We start from the raw sequence: 22246 nt of genomic DNA, 5'->3' as shown, positions 1-22246 counted from the left end.
GAGGGGGGAAAGGCGCCGCGTGGCCCCGACGGAGGACGCAAACAACCGTGGACGCGCAAGGCCGTGGGCGGGCGGAGAACATCGACCCCGCAGACCAGTGGGTACTCAACCCGACTACCGGTGATTACGAATTGCGACTGAGCCCTTCCGCTGGGCAGTCGACGGTTCCTGGACCCCGGAGAAACGGACCCCGAGGGGGCGGCCGTGGCCGCCCCGCGCCGGGCGGTGAGCGCCCGCGTCGTGACGAGCGGGACGAGCGCGACCAGCGTGACGAGCGCCGCGAGGTGCCCGGGCAGCGCAGGCGCCGCGTGAAGGAGCCGGAGGCCGCGACGGGCGGCAGGCGCAAGCAGAAGCCGCGGAAGTCCAAGGGCAAGAAGGTCCTGATGTGGACCGGCGGCTCGCTGGCCTTCCTCCTGGTCGCGGGCTGTACCGGTGGCTACCTCTACTACCAGCACCTCAACGACAACATCACGTCGATAGACGATGACGGCGCGAGCACCGGCGGCTTCAGCAAGGACCGGGCCATCAACATCCTGGTGATGGGCACCGACAAGCGCAGCGGCAGCGGCAACAAGGGCTACGGCGACGAGGGCAGCGTCGGTCACGCGGACACGACGATCCTCCTGCACGTCTCCAAGGACCGTACGAACGCGACCGCGTTGAGCATCCCGCGCGACATGATCACCGACATCCCGGACTGCCCGACGAAGCAGCCGGACGGCAGCATGAAGACCATCAAGGGCACGCCGAACGTCCGCTTCAACGAAAGCCTCGGCCAGTACGACCGCACGCCGAGCTGCACCATGCGTACGGTCACGAAGATCACCGGGATAACTCCCGACCACTTCATGGTGGCCGACTTCAACGCGGTCAAGACGCTCTCCAGCGCGGTCGGCGGCGTCGAGGTCTGTCTCGCCAAGGACATCGACGACCCCAAGTCGCACCTGAAGCTGTCCAAGGGCAAGCACACGGTCGAGGGTGAGGAGGCGCTGGCGTTCGTCCGCACGCGTCACACCGTGGGCCAGGGCGGCGACCTGAGCCGGATCCAGCTGCAGCAGCAGTTCCTCAGCTCCCTGATGCGCAAGCTGAGTTCGGGCGACACCCTCACCAACCCGAAGAAGATGATAGAGCTCGCGGAGGCGGGCACCGAGGCCCTCACCGTCGACTCCAAGATCGCCGACATAATGAAGCTCAAGGACCTCGGCATGGAGCTCGGCAAGCTCGACATGAAGAACCTGACCTTCGCCACGGTGCCGGTCGTCGACAACCCCGCCGAGAAGACCCCCATCACGGTCGTCCTCGATCCGCCCAAGGCCGACCCGCTGTTCGCGATGATGCGCGCGGACGAGTCGCTGACCGAGGTGAAGAAGAAGGAGAAGAAGGAGAAGGCCGCGGTGGCCGCCCGTCTCAAGGGCCCCAAGGCCGACCCCTCCGAGGTGCGGGTCGACATCTACAACGGCAGCGGGAAGACCGGCGCCGCTCAGACAACTCTCACCTGGCTGCAGAACACTGAGGGAGTGCTCAAGTCCAGCCAACTGGGCAACGCGCCCTCGGACCTCAAGAAGACGACGCTCGAGTACGCGCCCGACCAGGCGGACCAGGCCCGTCGGCTCGCCGACATCATGGGTCTGCCCGCCACCGCCCTCAAGCCGGGCAAGAGCGAGAAGAACGCACAGGGGCTCCCTGCCATGAAGCTGACGCTCGGCGGCGACTTCAAGGGCGCGGGGGTGCCCGTCTCCGGTCCGTCGAAGGCGCCGGAGGGGATCCAGAAAGTCGAAGCTGACAAGACTGTGTGTGCGAAGTGACCTGAAGCGGTCGTTCTGCGTCTAACAATGCGCCAAAGCAAGTACGTCGGCCCGAGCCGCGTATGTCGCACCGGCGCGTCAAGAGGACGCGGGGCGACCGCAGTTCAGGGATGGGGCGGGGAGGGGCATGGGGATGAGACAGAAGAGCGTGCGTGAGGAGGGGGCGCGACAACGCACCCCGCACGCGAGTGATCACGGCTGGGACGAGGGCGAGCCCAAGGGCGAGGAGCGCCCCGGGGAGCCCCCGGACGGTGGCGGCGAACCCCCGAGGGGCAGCCGCCACCGGCACCGGCGCGGTGGGGGCGGCGGAGGGCGCCCGCCGCGGCGCAAGCGGGGAGTGCTCCGCTGGTCGGCGACGGTCCTCGCCGTACTGATAATCGGCACGGCCGGCGCCGGATACCTGTACTACCAGCACCTGAACAACAGCCTGCAGACCGACGACCTGAACCTGGGCGAGGACAGAGCCCCGGCCCCCACGCCCAACGCGGCAGGCCAGACTCCGATGAACATCCTGCTCATCGGCTCGGACGCGCGCGACTCCAAGGCGAACCAGAAGCTCGGCGGCGCCAAGGAAACCTTCGGCGCACCGCCGCTCGCCGACGTCCAGATGCTGCTCCACGTGTCGGCCGACCGCAGCAACATGTCCGTGGTCAGCATGCCGCGCGACACCCTGCTGACGGTCCCCAAGTGCACGGACCCGGACGACGGCAAGGTCTATCCGCAGACCGGCCCGAAGTTCATGACGAACGAGTCGCTGAGCCGCGGCGGCCCCGGCTGCACCGTCGCCACCTGGGAGAAGCTCACCAAGATCCACATCGACCACTTCATGATGGTCGACTTCGCGGGTGTGGTCTCCATGGCGGACGCCATCGGCGGCGTACCGGTCTGCGTGGACAAGAACATCCACTCGCGCACCAGCGCGGGCAAGGGCTCGGGCCTGAAGCTGAAGAAGGGCACCACGGAGATCGAGGGCAAGCAGGCCCTGCAGTGGCTGCGCACCCGCTACGGCTTCGAGGGCGGCACCGACATCAGCCGCGCCAAGGCCCAGCACATGTACATGAACGCGCTGGTCCGCAAGCTCCGCGAGAACACCAGCCTGACCAGCCCCAACCAGCTGCGCAAGCTCGCCGAGCACGCCGTGGACGCGCTGAAGGTCGACGACGGCCTCGGCAGCATCAAAAAGCTGTACGACCTGGGCAACGAGCTCAAGAAGGTCCCGGCGGAGCGCACGACGATGACGACCATGCCGTTCGACTTCGCGGGCGAGCGCGTCGTCCCCAAGCCCGGCGACGCCGAGCAGCTCTTCCGCCTCGTCCGCGACGACATCCCGCTGGACGGCAAGGGCAAGAAGAAGAAGTCCACCCCGGAGAAGCTCTCGGACGACCCCGCGGCCGCGGACGACAAGATCGCGATCCAGGTCCAGAACGGCACGCGCACCGACGCTCTCGCCCCGGTCCCCGGCCGCGCCAGCACGGTGGCGCAGCTCCTGGCGGGCAAGGGCTTCGCGAAGGCCGCCCCGGACACGACGGCGTCGCTCGCCGAGGGACGGACGGTCGTGCGCTTCCCGAGCGTGGACCTGGAGGGCGATGCCCAGCGGGTCGCCAAGTCCCTGGGTCTGCCGCTGAGTTCGGTGAAGAAGTCGACGGACGTCTCCGGGGTGACGCTGGTCGTCGGCGCCGACTGGCGCGAGGGTGACGTACCGCCCAAGCCGAAGAAGAAGGACGACAAGACGCCGGACTCGGCGGACGCGCTGAGCGGCTCCGACAAGAAGGCGTGCATGAAGGTGGACCCGAACTACACCTGGTAGACGAGTTCGGGCAGACGACTTCGGGGCACCGGCCGCTTTCGGCCGGTGCCCCGAAGTCCCTTGCTCCGTACGGTGTTCGGGCCCTCTCAGGCCTCCTGGGTCTCCCCGAGTACGGCCGGGCGGCGCGAGGCGATGACCTTCTTGGCCAGCGCGCGCGGGCTGGTCAGAAAGCCCCAGCCCCACGACATGTGCATGGTCGCGAGGGCCACCGGGATCCGCAGCCTGGCCTTGAGCGGCAGGCCCTTGCCCGCGGGGACGGATCCGGCGGCGATGGCCGCGAGGTAGCCGCCGGGGATCACGAAGCCCCACGGCGTGAGGGCCGCGCCGACCACGATGCCCGCGGCGATCGCGCAGACCGCGGTCGGCGGCGCGAGGTAGCGCAGGTTGATGGAGCCCTCGTGGTAGCGGGCGACGACGTGGCGCCAGCGGCCGTAGTCCTTGTACTGCTTGGCGAGCGCCCGCACGCTCGGGCGCGGCCGGTAGGAGACCTTCAGCTCGGGCGAGAACCAGATCAGGCCGCCCGCTTCCCTGATCCGGAAGTTGAGCTCCCAGTCCTGGGCGCGGATGAACTCCTCGTTGTAGCCGCCCTGCCGCTCCAGGGCCTCGCGGCGGAAGACGCCGAGGTAGACCGTCTCGGCCCGCTGGGCTTCGCCGCCGGTGTGGAAGGCGGCGTTGCCCACGCCGATCTTCGAGGTCATGGCGGCGGCGACCGCGTGCTCCCAGTCGTTCTGGCCCTCGGCGTGCATGATGCCGCCGACGTTCATCGCGCCGGTCTCCTCCAGGAGGCGGACGGCGGTCGTGATGTACCCGGGAGAGAGTGCCGCGTGGCCGTCCACGCGCACCACGATCGGGTGGCGGGACGCCTTGATCGCGGCGTTCAGCGCCGCGGGGGTGCGGCCCGTCGGGTTGGGGACCGTATGCACCCGGGCGTTCGTGTTCGACGCCGTCTCGCGGACCAGCTCGGCGGCGATCTCGTCCGTGCGGTCGGTGGAGGGGCCGAGCGCGACGACGACCTCCATCTCGCCCGCGTACTCCTGCTGCAGGATCGCGTGCACCGCCTCGCGCAGGTGCCGCTCCTCGTTGAGGACGGGCATGATCACCGATACGGCTGGAGGCTGCACCTCAGACTTCGCGTTCATCACGCGTCACGTTACCGCGAACGGGGGACACGGGCGCGCGCCGTCCGGGTCGCTACCCCGGGCCGCATTTCGTATGGCCTTACGTTTCTCGGGTTCCCCGGCTCGTCGCCACTCCGTCGCCCACCTCGTCGCCCACCCCATGACCAGGCCCGTCTCCGCGGAGGTGTCCCCCCTCGTGCCCACACCGCCCCGCTCCCCCGCCCCCTCGTCGCGTCCGCGTCCACCGGCTCGAAAGTCCGCCCGAAAGCCGGCCGGAGGGGGGAAACGGCCCCGCTGGGCCATGCGGGTGGCGACCACGTTCTCCGTGACGGTCCTCGCCGCGGCCGGCATCGGGCACGGCGTCGTCACCAGCCTCGACACCGGCATCAAGCGGGTCGACGCCTTCAAGGACATGAAGAACAGGCCCGCGCCGGGCAACGGCATGAACGTGCTGCTCGTCGGCACCGACGGCCGCGACAAGATCAGCCCCGAGGAGAAGGAGAAGTACCGCCTCGGCGGCGCGCCCTGCCACTGCACGGACACGATCATGATCGTGCACATCTCGGAGGACAGGGACCGCGCCAGCGTGGTGAGCCTGCCGAGGGACTCGTACGCGGAGCTGCCCGCGCACACCGACCAGACCACCGGCGAGAAGCACCACGAGCACGCCAACAAGATCAACGCGGCGTACGCGGAGGGCGGGCCCAATCTCACGGTGCGCACCGTCGAGCACATGACGAAGGTCAAGATCGACCACTATCTGGAGGTCGACTTCACCAGCTTCATGAAGACGGTGGACGTGCTCGGGGGCGTGGAGATCTGCACGGCGCGGCCGCTCAAGGACTCCCACACCGGGCTCGACCTGTCGGTCGGCACGCACGAGCTGAACGGCGGGGAGGCACTCCAGTACGTCCGCTCGCGGTACGTCGACGGCGCGTCCGACCTGGGCCGCATGCAGCGCCAGCAGCGGTTCCTCGCGGCGCTCATCGCGAAGGCCACGGGCAGCGGCGTGCTCCTGAACCCGGTCAAGTTCCGCGACGTGACGCGGACGCTGCTCGGCTCGGTGCGGGCGGACAAGGGCTTCGGGACGGGCGAGATCCTGGACCTGGGGCGGGCGATGCGGGGCTTCTCGCCGTCGTCGTCGGAGTTCACCACCGTGCCGCTGAGCGCCAAGGGCAAGTCCATCCCCGGCATCGGCTCGACGCTGAAGTGGCAGAAGACCAAGTCCAAGAAGCTCTTCAAGGCCCTGCGCGAGGACCGTCCGCTCGCCGCGCACCGCGACAGGGCGAAGGCCGCGCTTGTGGGCGTCTCGCCCGAGCAGATCCGGGTCCAGGTGAACAACGGCGCGGGCACCCCCGGACTCGGCAAGCGGGTCGACTCGGCACTGCGGGCGACCGGGTTCCGCACCACGCGGGCGCCGGGGAACCTGTCGGGCGCCAAGGCGAAGCCCACCGAGCGGACGGTGGTCGCCTACGACCCGCGCTGGGACCGCTCCGCGAAGGCCCTCGCCACGGCGCTGCCGGGCTGTGAGATGCGGGCGGTCAAGGGCCAGGGGTCGACCCTGAAGGTGATCGCGGGCAAGGACTACAAGGCGGTACGCCCGGTACGGGCCGAGGACGCCTACCAGGGCGAGTTCGGGGCGGTCACCGGGGATCAGGTGGTCTGCCCTTAGCGGGGCGGCTCCGCCGGGGTGTGGCGGGGCTTCGGCCGTGCGGGCCCGTCGTGGCTGGTCGCGCAGTTCCCCGCGCCCCTGACAGGCCCCTCCTGGCCGTGGCGGGCCGTGTCGGGGGGTGCCTGTCCCCCGGGGCGCGGCCTGGTCGCCTGCTTTTGGCCGCGGGCTCGTCGTGGCTCGTCGCGCAGTTCCCCGCGCCCCTTCAGGGGCGCCGTGGTTCCGGTCAGTCGTCGAAGCCCTCCGCCGCCCGCGCCTCTCGGAGTTCCTTGATGGCCCGGCGGCGGGCCAGGCGGTGCGTGCGGCGGATCTGGGCTTCCTGGTAGCGGCGGCGGTCGCGGTCCGTTTCGGGGAGGACCGGGGGGACCGTGCGCGGCTTGCCGTCCGCGTCGACGGCGGCGAAGACGAGGTAGGCGGAGCCGACCTGCTGGGCGGGCGTCGACTCGTTCCAGCGCTCGGCGAGGACCCGGACCCCGACCTCCATGGAGCTGCGTCCGGTCCAGTTCACCTGGGCCTTCACATGGACGAGGTCGCCGACGCGAACCGGCTCCAGGAAGGCCATCTCGTCCATGGACGCGGTGACCGCGGGCCCGCCCGAGTGGCGTCCGGCGACGGCGCCCGCCGCGTCGTCCACCAGTTTCATGATCACGCCACCGTGTACCGTGCCGAGGAGGTTGGTGTCGCTGTGGGTCATGATGTGGCTGAGGGTGGTGCGGGACGCCGAAGTCGGCTTGCCCGGAACATCTGATTCCGGACTGGTGGCCTGATCTGTCATCCCTCCACCCTATGCCGGACGTATGTCCGACCCCTCCCCGGTCGTTTTTGCATCAGCTCTGCAACAGCACTGGCCCGAAATCCCGACCGCCCTTGTAAGGCACACCACACAAGGCTGCAAACTAACCACATGAGCGATTGGCCTGACGATCAGGGCGGCGGCCGCCGATACGGCCGCGGCAGCGGGGGCGCACAGCCGGACGGCGCCCGCGTGATGCGGCACGTACAGCGCGACCCGGCGTCCCGTCCGGCCGGACCGCCGCCGGGCGGGGTCCCACCGCAGCCCGCGTACGACGAGGGATACGACGCCCCCCAGTACGGGGACGGACAGCCCTACGGCGACGCCCGTGACGACGTGTTCGAGCCGCGCACCCCGCGCCAGGACCCCTACGGGCAGCAACAGCAGGGGTACAACAGCGGCTACAACACCGGCCAGGTGTACGGCCAGCCGAGCGGCGGGGGCCCGGGTGGCGGCAACGGCGCCGGACAGCCGCCGCGCGCCCCGCGCCCCGCGCCGAACTGGCGCAAGCGGATCAAGTGGGGCGCGATCACGCTCGTCAGCCTGCTCGTCGTGACGTCCGTCGCGACGTACTTCTGGGCCGACAGCAAGCTCAAGCGCGAGGTCGACCTCTCCAAGGTCATCGAGCGCCCCGAGGGCGGCGCGGGCACGAACTACCTGATCGTCGGCTCCGACAGCCGCGCGGGCATGTCCGCCGAGGAGAAGAAGAAGCTCCACACGGGCTCCGCCGAGGGCAAGCGCACGGACTCGATGATGATCCTGCACGTCGCGGACGACGGCGGGAACACGATGGTCTCGCTCCCCCGCGACTCGAACGTCACGATCCCCTCCTTCAAGGGCGCCGAGTCCGGCAAGCTCTACCCGAACCAGGGCCGCCAGACGAAGCTGAACGCCGCGTACGCGGAGGACGGCCCCGAGCTGCTCGTCCGCACCGTCGAGTACAACACCGGCCTGCGGATCGACCACTACGCCGAGATCGGCTTCGGCGGCTTCGCCAAGATCGTGGACTCGGTCGGCGGCGTCGAGATGGACATCCCCAAGGCCTTCAAGGACAAGTGGTCGGGCGCCGACTTCCAGGCGGGCAAGCAGACGCTCAGCGGCCAGGAGGCCCTGGCCTTCGTCCGCACCCGGCACGCCTTCTCCAGCGACCTGGACCGTACGAAGAACCAGCAGAAGTTCCTCGCGGCCCTGGCCCACCAGGTGGCGACGCCCGGCACGATCCTGAACCCGTTCAAGCTCTACCCCACGATGGGCGCGGGCCTGGACACCCTGATCGTCGACAAGGACATGGGCATCACCGACGTGGGCTCGATGTTCTGGGCGATGAAGGGCATCACCGGCGGCGACGGCACGTCCATGAACATCCCGATCTCGGGCTCCGTGGGCAGCAACCTCGCCTGGGACAAGGCGAAGGTCAAGACGCTGGTGAAGGAGCTGAACAACGACGAGAAGGTGACGGTCTCGGGCAGCTGAGCCCGCCCCTTCGAGCCGCGCAGCCGTACAGCAGCACAGCCGCACAGACGTACGACGTGAGGGCCCCGCCGATCCGGTCGGCGGGGCCCTGCCGCGTCCCTGCCCGAGCCCGCGCGCAGCGCCTCCGCACGGCGCGACACGCCGTGTCGTACCCCCGAACGCTCCGTCCGCCGCGAAGCCGCGGCCGCCCCGTGTCACGGTGATCCGAACTGCCACCGCCGACGTCCGGAGCACTGCCATGGCAGACCTGCTGGAGGAACTCAACACCGCCGCCGAGGCCGGGGAGCTCGACAAGCCCCCCGCTCCGCCCGATCCACCGCCCACCCACGAACCCCATCCCGCGCCCCTCGCGGCCCCCGCCGCACGGGCCCGTTCCCTGCTCGCCGCGCATCCCGTCGCCGACGGGTACAGCGGCCTGCCGTGGGCGCTGCGCGAGCTGCCCTGGCACGACTTCGAGACCGGCGACTGCGGCCTGGAGAGCGATCTGCCGCGGCTGCGCGCGGGCCGGGTCGGGGCGCAGTTCTGGTCCGTGCACGTGCCCGACGCGCTCAGCGCCGACCGGGCGGTCGGCGCGACCCTGGAGCAGATCGACCTCGTCAAGCACGTCGTCGCCGCCCACCCCGAGGGGCTGCGGCTCGCCCGCAACGCCTCGGAGACCGTCGACGCCCACAACTGCGGGCGCATCGCCACGCTGATCGGCCCGGCCTGCGGCGCCGCGCTCGGCGACTCCCTCGGCACGCTGCGGGCGCTGCACAGCCTCGGCCTGTGCGCGCTCACCCTCTCCGGCACGTCGTGGGCGGGCCCGGACGGGCTGACCACGTTCGGCGAGGAGGTCGTGCGGGAGATGAACCGGCTCGGGGTCATCGCGGACCTGTCCGGCGCCTCCGACGAGACGGCCCGCCGGGTCATCGCCGTCTCCAAGTCCCCGGTGATCTTCACCCGCTCCGGGGCGCGGGCCGTGCGCGACCATCCGGCCAACCTCCCGGACGAGCTGCTCGCCGCGCTGGGCGCGGCCAAGGGCCTGTGCCTGGTGCCGCTGGCCGCCGAGCGGACCGGCACCTCGGTGCGCGAGGTGGCGGACCACCTCGACCACGTACGCCGGGTCGCGGGCCCCGAGTGCGTCGGCCTCTCCGGTACGTACGACACGGCGGCCGTGCATCCCGACGGCCTCGCCGACCCGTCGTGCTACCCGCTGCTGATCACCGAGCTCATCGAACGCGACTGGTCCGAGGCGGAGTTGGCGCAGCTCACCTGGGGCAACGCCCAACGGGCCCTGCGCGGCGCGGACTTCACCGCGCGGGCGGCACGGGAGCGCAGGGCGGCGTCCACGGCGACGATAGAGGTCCTCGACGGGTAGGCCCGTCAGGGGATCCTCAATCGGCGCAGAGGCAGAACGGGTGCCCTGCCGGGTCGGCGTACACGCGCCAGCTCCGGTCCCTGTCCGTGGCGTCGAGGACGGTGGCGCCGAGCGCGAGCACCTGCTTCTCCGCGACGTCCAGGTCGTCCACCGTGAGGTCCAGGTGCAGTTGCTGCGAGCCGTCGTCGGACGGCCACGTCGGCGGTACGTGGCCGGGGGACTCCTGGAACGCGAGGGTCGTGCCCTCGTGGCCCGTCAGCTCGATCCAGTCCGCGTCGGCCTCGTCCCGGACGGGGGTGCCGCCGATGATCGCGGCGTAGAACTCCGCGAGGGCGAGGTGGTCGCGGCAGTCCAGGGCCACGGCGCGGAGCTTGGCGATGGTCATGGGTCTCCTCCTGATCACCGAGGGGTTACCGGCTTGAGCTTTCTGCCGGTAACGGTTACCTCATGCTCCCGTAGAAACGGTAACGTCGCAAGCATGAACGACAGAGCGCCCGCGCCGGACGGGCTCGCGCTGGTGCAGGAGCTGGTGAACACGCTGAACCTGGGGACGGGCGTGGACTCACTGGCCACGGAGGGTGCCCTGAGCGCGCTCGGGATCGCCCCCGGCGAGGTGGCGGCGGCCCGCGAACTCCGCGAGTCCCTGCGGGCGGCGTGCCTCGCGCACGCCGGGCACGGGCCGCACGAGCCTGTGGCCGACCTGAGCCAACTCCTCTCTTCGGGGCCGCTGTTGGTGACGGTGGACGCGGCGTCGGGCGCCGCGTCGCTGGCCCCCGCGGACGCGGCGCCGCTCACCTCGCGGGTGGCGTCGGCGATCGCCGACGCGGTGGCCGCGGGCACGTGGGCGCGGCTCAAGGCGTGCGAGGCGTCGGATTGCCACTGGGCGTACTACGACCGCAGTCCGGCGGGGCGGAGCCGGTGGTGTGACATGGGGGTGTGTGGGGCCCGTGCCAAGATGCGGGCGTATCGGCGGCGCCGGGCTTGAGCGGATTTCGTGGCTTCGGGCCACGTCTGCCTGCGGCGGGCTTGAGCGGCTTTCGGGTGCGGGTCCGCCGTGGTTGCTCGCGCAGTTCCCCGCGCCCCTGAAACCACCCCCCGCGCCGGGGCTTGAGCCTCTCCCGGGCGCGGGCCAGCCGTGGCCGGTCGCGCAGTTCCCCGCGCCCCCAAAACCGCCCCCTGCGACGGGGCTTGAGCTTCTTCCGAGTGCGGGTCCGCCGTGGCCAGTCGCGCAGTTCCCCGCGCCCCTAAAAACTCCCCCTGCGACGGGGCTTGAGCTTCTTCCGAGTGCGGGTCCGCCGTGGCCAGTCGCGCAGTTCCCCGCGCCCCCAAAACCGCCCCCTGCGGGAGCACTGCCCCGCCGGGCGAGGCGATCTTTTAGGGGCGCGGGGAACTGCGCGGCCAGCCCAACTGCGGCCCGCAGGCGACAGCCTCCCGGCGGGAGCAATCCCCCGCCGGGACGAGGCGATCTTCAGGGGGCGCGGGGAACTGCGCGGCCAGCCGGTCGCCTGCCCGCACGCGACCACCCCCTGGCGGGAGCGCTACGCCGCCGGGCGGCCCATTGCCCGGTACGTCCAGCCCGCCGCGCGCCACGCCGACGGGTCGAGCGCGTTGCGGCCGTCCAGGATGGTGGGGGTCGTCGTCACCGAGGCCAGCTCCGCCGGGTCCAGCTCGCGGAACTCTCGCCACTCCGTGAGGTGCAGCACCACGTCCGCTCCCCTGACCGCGTCCAGCGCGGTCTCCGCGTAGCCGAGGGTGGGGAAGAGGCGGCGCGCGTTCGCCATGCCCTTGGGGTCGTAGACGGTGACCTGGCCGCCCTGGAGGTGGATCTGACCCGCGACGTTCAGCGCGGGCGAGTCGCGGACGTCGTCCGAGTCCGGCTTGAACGTGGCGCCGAGCACCGCGACCCGCTTGCCCAGGAAGGACCCGCCGCCGAGCGCCTCGCGCGCCATCTCGACCATCTGGCCGCGGCGGCGCATGTTGATGGAGTCGATCTCGCGCAGGAAGGTCAGCGCCTGGTCGGCGCCGAGCTCACCGGCCCGTGCCATGAACGCGCGGATGTCCTTGGGCAGGCAGCCGCCACCGAAGCCGATGCCCGCCCGGAGGAACTTCTTGCCGATGCGGTCGTCGTGCCCGAGCGCCTCCGCCAGCTTCACGACGTCGCCGCCCGCCGCCTCGCAGACCTCCGCCATCGCGTTGATGAAGGAGATCTTCGTGGCGAGGAAGGAGTTGGCGGAGGTCTTCACCAGTTCCGCTGTCGGGAAGTCCGTGACGACGAAGGGCGAGCCCTCGGCGATCGGCGTCGCGTACACCTCGCGAAGGAGCTTCTCGGCGTGCTCGCTGCCCACGCCGACGACGATGCGGTCGGGGTGCAGCGTGTCCTGCACGGCGAGGCCCTCGCGCAGGAACTCCGGGTTCCAGGCCAGCTCGGCCGCCGCGCCCGCCGGGGCGAGTTCGAGGATGCGCGCGGCCAGGCGGGCCGCGCTGCCGACCGGCACGGTGGACTTGCCGACGACCAGGCACGGCTTGGCGAGGTGCTTGGCGAGGGACTCGACGGCACTGTCGACGTAACTCATGTCGCACGCGTACTCGCCGTGCTTCTGCGGGGTGTTCACGCAGACGAAGTGGACGTCGCCGAACTCCGCGACCTCGGCCCAGTCCATCGTGAAGCGCAGGCGTCCGCTGGCGCCCTCGATCCCGGCGACGTGCTTGCGCAGGAGCTCCTCGAGACCGGGCTCGTACATCGGGACCTCGCCCCGCTGCAGCATCTCGATCTTCTCGGGGACGACGTCGAGACCGAGGACCTCGAAGCCGAGCTCGGCCATGGCCGCGGCGTGGGTGGCTCCGAGGTATCCGGTGCCGATCACGGTGATCTTGGGGGCCATGCGGAGCTCCAGAGGTGAACAGGCGGCGTTTGCGCTGCCCGAGCATAGTCGGGCATGGCGGGCGCCCTCACAGGGCACGTTTCCCGCTGTCGCCAAGCTCACGTATCCCTCTGGTGAGCAGGCGCCTAAAATTTGGGTTACTTAACGGTAATTAGCGTCCTTGGAGCGTGAGAGACCTTGGCCGGATCGGCTGATTTCGACCTGTACCGCCCGTCCGAGGAGCACGACATGCTCCGCGACGCCATCCGTTCGCTGTCCGAGGCGAAGATCGCGCCGTTCGCCGCCGCGGTGGACGAGGAGGCCCGCTTCCCGCGGGAGGCACTGGACGCGCTGGTCGCGAGCGACCTGCACGCGGTGCACGTACCGGAGAGCTTCGGCGGAGCGGGCGCCGACGCCCTGGCGACCGTCATCGTGATCGAGGAGGTGGCGCGGGTCTGCGCCTCGTCCTCGCTCATCCCCGCCGTGAACAAGCTGGGCTCGCTGCCGGTCATCCTGTCCGGCTCCGAGGAGCTGAAGAAGAAGTACCTGTCACCGCTGGCCAAGGGCGAGGGCATGTTCTCGTACTGCCTCTCCGAGCCGGACGCCGGTTCGGACGCGGCGGGCATGAAGACGCGCGCGGTCCGCGACGGCGACTTCTGGGTGCTCAACGGCGTCAAGCGCTGGATCACCAACGCGGGCGAGTCCGAGTACTACACGGTCATGGCCGTCACCGACCCGGAGAAGCGCTCCAAGGGGATCTCGGCGTTCGTCGTCGAGAAGGGCGACGAGGGCGTCTCCTTCGGCGCCCCGGAGAAGAAGCTCGGCATCAAGGGCTCCCCCACCCGCGAGGTCTACCTCGACAACGTCCGCATCCCCGCCGACCGCATGATCGGCGACGAGGGCACGGGCTTCGCGACCGCCATGAAGACCCTGGACCACACCCGCATCACCATCGCGGCGCAGGCCCTCGGCATCGCGCAGGGCGCCCTCGACTACGCCAAGGGGTACGTCAAGGAGCGCAAGCAGTTCGGCAAGGCGATCGCCGAGTTCCAGGGCATCCAGTTCATGCTCGCGGACATGGCGATGAAGATCGAGGCCGCCCGCCAGCTGACGTACGCGGCCGCCGCCAAGTCGGAGCGCGGCGACAGCGACCTCACCTTCCAGGGCGCGGCCGCCAAGTGCTTCGCCTCGGACGTGGCGATGGAGGTCACCACGGACGCGGTGCAGCTCCTCGGCGGGTACGGGTACACCCGTGACTACCCCGTCGAGCGGATGATGCGCGACGCGAAGATCACGCAGATCTACGAGGGCACGAACCAGGTCCAGCGGATCGTGATGGCCCGCAACCTTCCGTAGCGTGCGGCGCTTCAGCGGTGACGGTGGCCTCTCCCTGACTTCAGGGAGAGGCCACCGTCTTTAAGGGGCGCGGGGAACTGCGCGATCAGCCACGACGAACCCGCAGCCGCGTCTGCCTACGGCGGTTCGACGGCGGGTGCGGCTTTGACCTCGGCCGCTCGCGCAGTTCCCCGCGCCCCTGACGGGGCGACCCGTACCTCAGCCGTCCAGTTGGGCCAGCGTCGCGATCGACGGGCCCCGTCGGGAGCTGATGTCCCGGGAGACGTCCTCCGCCGCGGCAAGCACCCGCACCGCGTTCTGCCACGTCAGCTTGGCGAGGTCCGGGCGGGACCAGCCGCGGTCCAGGAGTTCCGCGATCAGGTTCGGATAGCCCGCGACGTCGTCGAGGCCGTCCGGGGTGAACGCCGTGCCGTCGTAGTCGCCGCCGATGCCGATGTGGTCGATGCCCGCGACCTCGCGCATGTGGTCGAGGTGGTCGGCGACCGTGGCGGCGGTGGCGATCGGACGCGGCGTCGACTGCTCGAAGGCCGCGTGCACCTTCATCGCGTCCGGCGTCGTGTCCAGGTGGTGGAAGCCGTGCGCGCGCATGTTCTCGTCGGCGGCGAGGGTCCAGTCGACCGCCGCCTGGAGCACGAACTTCGGCACGAACGTCGCCATCGCGACGCCGCCGTTGGCGGGCAGGCGCTCCAGGACGTCGTCCGGGATGTTGCGCGGGTGGTCGCAGACCGCGCGCGAGGACGAGTGGGAGAAGATCACCGGCGCCTCGGACGTGTCGAGCGCCGCCCGCATCGTCGTCGCCGCGACGTGCGAGAGGTCCACCAGCATGCCGACGCGGTTCATCTCGCGGACGACCTCGTGGCCGAACGGCGAGAGGCCACCGACCCCGGGATCGTCCGTCGCCGAGTCCGCCCACGCGATGTTGTCGTTGTGCGTGAGCGTCATGTAGCGGACGCCGAGCGTGTGCAGTGCCCGCAGCGTGGCCAGGGAGTTGTTGATCGAGTGGCCGCCCTCGGCCCCCATGAGGGACGCGATGCGGCCCTCCGAGCGGGCCTTCTCCATGTCCGCCGCGGTCAGCGCGCGGGCCAGGTCCGCCGGGTAGCGGGTGAGCAACTGGTCGACGCAGTCGATCTGTTCGAGCGTGGCGCTGACCGCCGCGTCGCCCGTCAGGTCCGTGCGGACGTACACCGACCAGAACTGCGCGCCGACGCCGCCCGCCCTGAGCCGGGCGATGTCCGTGTGCAGACTGCCGCGCTGGTCCGTGGCGATGTCGAGCTTGTCGATGTCGTAGCCCGCCTTCTCCCGGAGGGCCCACGGCAGGTCGTTGTGTCCGTCGACGACCGGGAAGTCGGCGAGGATGGCGCGCGCTTGTTCGAGTGTGGTCATGCGATCACTTTCCCGAACCGAAGCCGAAACCGGAACCCGCTCCCTCGACCTTGGCCCGCAGCCGCTTGCCCTTCTCCGTCGCCTGGTCGTTCAGCTCCTGCTGGAACTCCCGCATGCGGCCAAGGAGTTCGGCGTCGTGCGCGGCGAGCATGCGGGCCGCGAGCAGGCCCGCGTTGCGCGCGCCGCCGACCGAGACCGTCGCCACCGGGACGCCCGCGGGCATCTGCACGATGGAGAGCAGGCTGTCCATGCCGTCCAGGTACTTCAGCGGCACCGGCACGCCGATCACCGGCAGCGGCGTCACCGAGGCCAGCATGCCGGGCAGGTGGGCCGCGCCGCCCGCGCCCGCGATGATCGCCTTGAGGCCGCGGTCCGCGGCCTGCTCGCCGTACGCGATCATCTCGTGCGGCATGCGGTGCGCGGAGACGACGTCGACCTCGAAGGGGATCTCGAACTCGGCGAGAGCCTGCGCGGCGCCCTCCATCACCGGCCAGTCGGAGTCCGAGCCCATGACGATGCCAACAACGGGGGAAGTCATTCGGTGATCGTTCCTCTGAGGTAGCCGGCCGCGTGCCGGGCACGCTCGAGGACCTCGTCGAGGTCGTCGCCGTAGGTGTTCACGTGACCGACCTTGCGGCCGGGCTTCACGTCCTTGCCGTACATGTGGATCTTGAGCTGCGGGTCTCGGGCCATGCAGTGCAGATACGCGGCGTACATGTCGGGGTAGTCCCCGCCGAGCACGTTGCCCATCACGGTCCAGGTGGCGCGCGGGCGCGGGTCGCCCAGCGGCAGGTCGAGGACCGCGCGGACGTGGTTGGCGAACTGCGAGGTCACCGCGCCGTCCTGCGTCCAGTGGCCCGAGTTGTGCGGGCGCATCGCCAGTTCGTTGACGAGGATGCGGCCGTCGGGCGTCTCGAAGAGCTCGACCGCGAGGTGGCCGACCACGCCGAGCTCCTTGGCCACGCGCAGCGCGAGCTCCTGCGCCTGGCCCGCCAGGGCCTCGTCGAGGCCGGGCGCCGGGGCGATCACCGTGTCGCAGACGCCGTCGACCTGCTGGGACTCGACGACGGGATAGGCCACGGCCTGGCCGTGCGGCGAGCGGACGACGTTCGCCGCCAGCTCGCGCGCGAAGTCGACCTTCTCCTCGGCGAGCACCGGGACGCCTGCCTTGAAGGGCTCTTCGGCGTCCTCGACGGAACGTACGAACCACACCCCCTTCCCGTCGTAACCGCCGCGCACCGTCTTCAGGATCACGGGGAAACCCGCGCCCTCCGCCGCGAAGGCCGCCACGTCGGCCGGATCGCGCACGATCCGGTGGCGTGGACACGGCACGCCGATCTCCATGAGCTTCTCGCGCATCACGCCCTTGTCCTGGGCGTGCACCAACGCGTCGGGCCCCGGGCGCACGGGAATGCCGTCCGCCTCCAGGGCCCGCAGATGCTCGGTGGGTACGTGTTCGTGATCAAAAGTGATCACGTCGCAGCCCCGCGCGAAGTCACGCAGCGTGTCGAGGTCGCGATAGTCGCCGATGACGACATCGCTGACGACCTGCGCCGCGGAATCCTGTGGGGTGTCACTGAGGAGCTTGAACTTGATGCCGAGCGGGATGCCCGCCTCGTGTGTCATACGAGCGAGCTGCCCCCCGCCGACCATGCCGACTACCGGGAACGTCACACCCCCAGGGTATCGGCCGGTATCGGCCACCCGGGAACGGCCGGATCCACCCGGCCCGCTGTCTCTTGCGTCACAGGGCCGCCACAGAGTCCGAGCGCCCCCGCGCGCCGACGGAGCGCGCTGGTTAGCATGGCTGGGTTGACGCGACCGAATGACCAAGCCGTCGGCATGTACGTGACCGAGGACCGAGGACCGACGAACACTGACGGGGTTGGGGCGACCACCATGACGGAACATGGCGCACTACGAGTACGCCTTGACCGGCTAGGCCGCGAGGTGGCCAAGTTCGGGGCCGTGGGGGCGGTCGGGACCCTGGTGAACTTCGGCGTCTTCAACCTCGTACGCCATCTCACCGATCTGCACGTGGTGCGCGCGAGCGTGATCGCGACGGTCGTCGCGATCGTCTTCAACTACGTGGGGTTCCGGTACTTCACGTACCGCGACCGCGACAAGGGCGGCCGCACCAAGGAACTCACCCTGTTCCTGCTGTTCAGCGCGGTCGGCCTGGTGATCGAGAACGGCGTGCTCTACGCGGCGACGTACTGGTTCGGCTGGGACGGCAAGCTGCAGGCCAACTTCTTCAAGTTCCTCGGCATGGGCATCGCGACGCTCTTCCGCTTCTGGTCGTACCGCACCTGGGTCTTCAAGGCGCTGCCCGCCCGCGAGGCGGTCGCCCATGCCGAATCGTTCCTGGAGGAATCGGACGAGCGGCCGGTGGCGCGCCGCGCGAGCTGACGCGGGTCTCCGGGGGCCCGCGGGGCTAGCGGACCGTCTTCTCGTCCGGCTGGTCGCCGTCCACGCCCCTCGCGAGCGGCGTACGGGACAGGAAGAGGCCGAACACCGGCGGTTTCGTCTGGAGCATCTCCAGGCGCCCGCCGTCCGCCTCGGCCAGGTCCCTGGCCACCGCGAGACCGATGCCCGTCGAGTTGCGGCCGCTGATGGTCCGCTCGAAGATCCGCGCGCCCAGGTCGGGCGGCACCCCTGGCCCCTCGTCCGTGACCTCGATGACCGCCTGGTTGCCCGTGACGCGGGTGCGCAGCGCGACCGTGCCGCCGCCGTGCATCAGGGAGTTCTCGATCAGCGCGGCGAGCACCTGGGCGACCGCCCCCGGCGTGCCCACGGCCTCCAGGTGGCGCTTGCCCGAGCTGACGATGGCGCGGCCCGCGCTGCGGTAGGCCGGGCGCCACTCCTCCAGCTGCTGCTTGACCACCTCGTCCAGGTCGAAGGCGACGGCGGATCCTGTGCGCGGGTCCCTGGAGTTGGTGAGCAGCCGCTCCACGACGTCGGTGAGCCGCTCGACCTGGGCGAGCGCGATCGTCGCCTCCTCCTTCACCTCGTTCAGGTCGTCGGTCATGGTGATCTCCTCAAGCCGCATGGACAGCGCGGTCAGCGGCGTACGCAGCTGGTGCGAGGCGTCGGCGGCGAGCCTGCGCTCGGCGGTCAGCATCCGGCCGATGCGCTCGGCGGAGCCGTCCAGCACGTCGGCGACGCGGTCCAGCTCGGGCACCCCGTACCGCTTGTGCCGGGGCCTCGGGTCGCCCGAGCCGAGGCGCTCCGCCGTCTCGGCCAGGTCGGTGAGCGGGGACGCGAGGCGGTTGGCCTGGCGTACGGCGAGGAGTACCGCCGCGATGATGGCGAGCAGCGCCACGGCGCCGATGATCAGGAGCGTGCGGCCGACCTCACGGGTGACGGCGGCGCGCGGCTCCTCGACGGTGACCTCCTCGCCCTGTTCGCCGGGGCGGGTCGCGCTGATCACGTCGCCGGTGGGGCGGGTGCCGATCTCGATGGCGTCGCGGCCGGGGATCTCGATGCGGGCGTACCGGTCGGATGCGACCTGGTCGCGCAGGATCGAGCCGCTGATCCGCTCGTCGCCGATCAGACGGCTGTCCACGATGCTGGCGAGGCGCAGGGCCTCGCCTTCCACTCGCTCCTGAGCGCTGTTGCTGATGGTCCGTGTCTCTACGATCACGAGGCTCACGCCGAAGACGGCGATCACTACGAGGACTACGGCGAGAGTGGAATTGATCAGTCGGCGACGCATCTACCCAGTGTCGCGGATGTGGGAGCCCCTTTAGGGGCGCGAGGAACTGCGCGATCGGCCGTCGAAGGCCCGCGGACGCGTCTGCCTCCGGCGGTTCGACGGCGGCTGCGGGTTTTCTGTGGTTGCTCGCGCAGTTCCCCGCGCCCCTACGAGGCCCTGCCCCCCGTAGGGGGTGCTCTCAGCTCTTCTCGAAGCGGAAGCCGACGCCCCGCACCGTGGCGATGTAGCGGGGATTCGCCGCGTCGTCGCCCAGCTTCTTGCGCAGCCAGGAGATGTGCATGTCGAGGGTCTTCGTGGAGGACCACCACGTCGTGTCCCAGACCTCCCGCATCAGCTGATCGCGCGTGACGACGCGGCCCGCGTCCCGCACGAGCACCCGGAGCAGGTCGAACTCCTTGGCGGTGAGCTGGAGTTCCTCGTCGCCCATCCACGCGCGGTGCGACTCGACGTCGATCCGCACGCCGTGCGTGGCGGGTGCCTCCTTGGGTTCGGTGGCGCCGCGCCTGAGCAGCGCCCGGACCCGGGCGAGCAGCTCGGCGAGGCGGAAGGGTTTGGTCACGTAGTCGTCGGCGCCCGCGTCCAGGCCGACGACGGTGTCCACCTCGTCGGCGCGCGCGGTCAGGATCAGGATCGGCACCGTGAGCCCGTCGGCGCGGAGTCGGCGGGCCACCTCCAGACCGTCCATGCCGGGCAGTCCCAGGTCCAGTACGACCAGGTCGACGCTGCCCTGCAGGCCGGCATCGAGAGCGGTCGGGCCGTCCTCACGCACTTCGACCTCATAACCCTCCCTGCGCAGGGCACGGGCCAGCGGCTCCGAGATGGACGCGTCGTCCTCGGCGAGCAGTACACGGGTCATGGGGTGATGGTAGTCCGCAGTGGACAACAGCCGTGCGGTGATCGCACAGTGGCAGGGGAAGCCTGCGGCTATGCGGTACGAATCTGAGAAACACCTTTGAATGTGCGCCGTTGGTTGCAGCGACACCTGTGATCCATGTCTCAAGTCCTTCCATATGCATCCCTGACGTGTCGTATGGTGACCCAACGCCTGATGCACTACTCAAGGACCTTTGGCCCGCTGTGCGCGCCTTGGGTCTCTTTTATGTGCGGGCCGGCCCCGGCCGGCCCTGAAGGAATGACCTGTGGTCGGGCCCTGCGCGCGAGGATGCGCCCAGGGTGTGGATCCCGGAGTCACCGTCCCTCACCCCCCGCGCGTGGGGGTGAACTCCCCCTGGGCGTGGGGTTGGACGGGGGCGACGGTGCCGACCGCCCCCCACCGGGCGCGTGCACGCACCTGCCGCGCGCGTCCCGAACCACGAGGATCGACCCATGGCGTCCAGCCTGACGAAGGACTCCGCCGGTACCCCTGGCTCCGAGAAGACCTTCTTCGGCCACCCCCGCGGACTGGCCACACTGTTCATGACCGAGATGTGGGAGCGGTTCTCCTACTACGGCATGCGCGCCCTCCTCCCGCTGTACCTGGTCGCCCCCGGCGGGCTGAACCTGGACGCGGGCACGGCGATCGCCATCTACTCCGTCTACATGTCGACGGTGTACCTGCTCTGCCTCCCGGGCGGCTGGTTCGGCGACCGCGTCTGGGGCCCGCGCAAGACGACCGCCATTGCGGCGTCCGTCATCGTGCTCGGCCACCTCGTCCTTGCCCTGCCCTCGGACGCGACCTTCTATCTCGGTCTGCTCCTCGTCGCACTCGGATCCGGCCTTTTGAAGGCCAACATCTCGACGATGGTCGGCCACCTCTACAACGGTCCCGCCGACCCGCGCCGCGACGGCGGTTTCACCGTCTTCTACATCGGTGTGAACCTCGGCGCCTTCTTCGCCCCGCTGGCGATCGGCACCGTCGGCCAGAAGGTCAACTGGCACCTCGGCTTCGCGCTCGCCGCGCTCGGCATGGCGTTCGGCCTGGTCCAGTTCCTGCTCGGCAGCCGCCACCTGTCGGAGAAGTCCGATATCGTGCCGAAGCCGCTGTCCGCCGCCGAGCGCGCCGCCACGCTGAAGAAGGCCATGATCTGGCTGCTCATCGCGGTGGTCTTCTACGCGATCGTGGTCGGCACCGGCACCTACACGCTGACCTGGGCGACGGTCCCGCTGCTCCTCATCGGTCTGATCGTGCCGATCGTCGTGCTCGGCCGCATCAAGCGCGACAAGGAACTGACGGCCACCGAGCAGTCCAAGGTCTCCGGCTACATCTGGTTCTTCGTCGCCGCCGCCGTCTTCTGGATGATCTACGACCAGGGCGCGTCGACCGTGGCGCTCTTCGCCAAGGACCACGCCGACACCAGCGTCTTCGGCTGGGAGTTCCCGGTCTCCTGGTTCCAGTCGATCAACCCGGTCCTCGTCATGGCGCTCGCCCCGGTCGCCGCCTGGCTGTGGCTCTACATGAACCGCAAGGGCAACGAGCCGAACACCGTCGTCAAGTTCGGCGTCGGCCTGGTCCTGACCGGCATCTCCTTCTTCGTCTTCCTGCTGCCGCTGACGGCGTCGGGCGACGGCAAGGTCAGCCCCTGGTGGCTCGTCCTGATCTACTTCTGCCAGACCGTCGGTGAGCTCTGCATCTCCCCGGTCGGCCTGTCGGTCACGACCAAGATGGCCCCGGCGAAGTACGGCTCCCAGATGATGGGCGTCTGGTTCCTCGCCGTGACCGCGGGTGACGCGGTAGCCGGTCTGCTCTCCACGTACGGCGTCGACCTGAACAAGACGGGAGTGGTGGCCGCGGAGGCCGCGCTCGCGGTCCTCGCCGGTGTCGCGGTGTACATGTACCGCAGGCGGGTCAAGGAGCTCATGGGCGACGTCCACTGACGGCTCCCGCCGTCGTCGACTGACCCGAATCGCCCGAACTGAAAGCCGCCGCACCACCCGGTGCGGCGGTTTTTGGCGTTTCTGCGGGTCCCGGG

The 22246-nt window shown here is 70.3% G+C and carries 18 protein-coding genes; 9 read left to right on the top strand and 9 right to left on the bottom strand.

Features of this window, described 5'->3' with window-relative positions; genetic code table 11:
- The first annotated feature begins 47 nt into the window (after positions 1-47).
- Positions 48-1805, top strand: a complete 1758-nt coding sequence (locus CP970_RS26210) for an LCP family protein (RefSeq protein ID WP_079043387.1) — start codon at positions 48-50, stop codon at positions 1803-1805.
- A gap of 133 nt (positions 1806-1938) precedes the next feature.
- Positions 1939-3612 carry an LCP family protein gene (locus tag CP970_RS26205; protein WP_079043388.1) on the top strand — a complete coding sequence of 558 codons (1674 nt, stop codon included), beginning with the start codon at positions 1939-1941 and terminating at the stop codon, positions 3610-3612.
- 86 nt (positions 3613-3698) lie between these two features.
- On the opposite strand, the gene CP970_RS26200 is transcribed toward CP970_RS26205, so the two are convergent.
- Complete coding sequence (locus CP970_RS26200; RefSeq protein ID WP_055546016.1) at positions 3699-4751, bottom strand: glycosyltransferase family 2 protein; 1053 nt, start codon at positions 4749-4751, stop codon at positions 3699-3701.
- Between the two features lie 175 nt (positions 4752-4926).
- Here CP970_RS26200 and CP970_RS26195 point away from each other — a divergent pair, with 175 nt between their 5' ends.
- Positions 4927-6402 carry an LCP family protein gene (locus CP970_RS26195; protein WP_169801189.1) on the top strand — a complete coding sequence of 492 codons (1476 nt, stop codon included), beginning with the start codon at positions 4927-4929 and terminating at the stop codon, positions 6400-6402.
- Positions 6403-6625: 223 nt separating this feature from the next.
- Here CP970_RS26195 and CP970_RS26190 read toward each other — a convergent pair whose 3' ends face one another.
- Positions 6626-7174: an acyl-CoA thioesterase gene (locus CP970_RS26190; protein WP_055544122.1), complete on the bottom strand. Its 549-nt coding sequence runs from the start codon at positions 7172-7174 to the stop codon at positions 6626-6628.
- A gap of 129 nt (positions 7175-7303) precedes the next feature.
- Here CP970_RS26190 and CP970_RS26185 point away from each other — a divergent pair, with 129 nt between their 5' ends.
- Both CP970_RS26185 and CP970_RS26180 read left to right on the top strand, forming a co-directional pair.
- The gene (locus tag CP970_RS26185; protein ID WP_079043169.1) at positions 7304-8665 is read left to right on the top strand and encodes an LCP family protein; all 1362 of its coding nucleotides are present in this window, start codon (positions 7304-7306) and stop codon (positions 8663-8665) included.
- A gap of 238 nt (positions 8666-8903) precedes the next feature.
- Positions 8904-10022: a dipeptidase gene (locus CP970_RS26180; RefSeq protein WP_055544120.1), complete on the top strand. Its 1119-nt coding sequence runs from the start codon at positions 8904-8906 to the stop codon at positions 10020-10022.
- Between the two features lie 16 nt (positions 10023-10038).
- On the opposite strand, the gene CP970_RS26175 is transcribed toward CP970_RS26180, so the two are convergent.
- Complete coding sequence (locus CP970_RS26175; RefSeq protein WP_055544119.1) at positions 10039-10407, bottom strand: VOC family protein; 369 nt, start codon at positions 10405-10407, stop codon at positions 10039-10041.
- Between the two features lie 93 nt (positions 10408-10500).
- Between CP970_RS26175 and CP970_RS26170 the strand changes: the two genes are divergently transcribed.
- Positions 10501-11007 carry a CGNR zinc finger domain-containing protein gene (locus tag CP970_RS26170; protein WP_055544118.1) on the top strand — a complete coding sequence of 169 codons (507 nt, stop codon included), beginning with the start codon at positions 10501-10503 and terminating at the stop codon, positions 11005-11007.
- 553 nt (positions 11008-11560) lie between these two features.
- Here the strand turns inward: CP970_RS26170 and CP970_RS26160 are convergent.
- Complete coding sequence (locus tag CP970_RS26160) at positions 11561-12904, bottom strand: UDP-glucose dehydrogenase family protein (RefSeq protein WP_055544117.1); 1344 nt, start codon at positions 12902-12904, stop codon at positions 11561-11563.
- A gap of 177 nt (positions 12905-13081) precedes the next feature.
- On the opposite strand from CP970_RS26160, the gene CP970_RS26155 reads away from it, so the two are divergent.
- On the top strand, positions 13082-14239 hold the full coding sequence (locus CP970_RS26155; RefSeq protein ID WP_055544116.1) for an acyl-CoA dehydrogenase family protein: 1158 nt from the start codon (positions 13082-13084) through the stop codon (positions 14237-14239).
- A 198-nt stretch (positions 14240-14437) separates the two neighbouring features.
- On the opposite strand, the gene CP970_RS26150 is transcribed toward CP970_RS26155, so the two are convergent.
- Genes CP970_RS26150 through CP970_RS26140 form a run of 3 tightly spaced genes read right to left on the bottom strand, consistent with a single transcriptional unit; the run spans position 14438 to position 17275 of the window.
- Positions 14438-15622 carry a dipeptidase gene (locus CP970_RS26150; protein ID WP_055544115.1) on the bottom strand — a complete coding sequence of 395 codons (1185 nt, stop codon included), beginning with the start codon at positions 15620-15622 and terminating at the stop codon, positions 14438-14440.
- Between the two features lie 4 nt (positions 15623-15626).
- The gene (gene purE, locus CP970_RS26145; protein ID WP_079043168.1) at positions 15627-16160 is read right to left on the bottom strand and encodes a 5-(carboxyamino)imidazole ribonucleotide mutase; all 534 of its coding nucleotides are present in this window, start codon (positions 16158-16160) and stop codon (positions 15627-15629) included.
- The gene (locus CP970_RS26140; RefSeq protein ID WP_240507288.1) at positions 16157-17275 is read right to left on the bottom strand and encodes a 5-(carboxyamino)imidazole ribonucleotide synthase; all 1119 of its coding nucleotides are present in this window, start codon (positions 17273-17275) and stop codon (positions 16157-16159) included. Before CP970_RS26140 ends, purE begins: the two co-directional genes overlap by 4 nt.
- 246 nt (positions 17276-17521) lie before the next feature.
- Between CP970_RS26140 and CP970_RS26135 the strand changes: the two genes are divergently transcribed.
- Positions 17522-18031, top strand: coding sequence for a GtrA family protein (locus CP970_RS26135; protein ID WP_055544112.1), 510 nt, complete (start codon positions 17522-17524; stop codon positions 18029-18031).
- 25 nt (positions 18032-18056) lie between these two features.
- Here CP970_RS26135 and CP970_RS26130 read toward each other — a convergent pair whose 3' ends face one another.
- Together CP970_RS26130 and CP970_RS26125 are read right to left on the bottom strand one after the other, a co-directional pair.
- Positions 18057-19337 (bottom strand): ATP-binding protein, encoded by a 1281-nt coding sequence (locus CP970_RS26130; protein ID WP_055544111.1) that lies wholly within the window; start codon positions 19335-19337, stop codon positions 18057-18059.
- A 178-nt stretch (positions 19338-19515) separates the two neighbouring features.
- Positions 19516-20193 carry a response regulator transcription factor gene (locus CP970_RS26125; RefSeq protein ID WP_055544110.1) on the bottom strand — a complete coding sequence of 226 codons (678 nt, stop codon included), beginning with the start codon at positions 20191-20193 and terminating at the stop codon, positions 19516-19518.
- 470 nt (positions 20194-20663) lie between these two features.
- Between CP970_RS26125 and CP970_RS26120 the strand changes: the two genes are divergently transcribed.
- On the top strand, positions 20664-22151 hold the full coding sequence (locus CP970_RS26120) for a peptide MFS transporter (protein ID WP_055544109.1): 1488 nt from the start codon (positions 20664-20666) through the stop codon (positions 22149-22151).
- Positions 22152-22246 lie beyond the last annotated feature (95 nt).

It is taken from the genome of Streptomyces kanamyceticus, assembly GCF_008704495.1.
Taxonomy (GTDB): Bacteria; Actinomycetota; Actinomycetes; order Streptomycetales; family Streptomycetaceae; genus Streptomyces; species Streptomyces kanamyceticus.
Note: the sequence above shows the minus strand (reverse complement) of the source record. Positions and strands in the feature narration are given on the sequence as shown.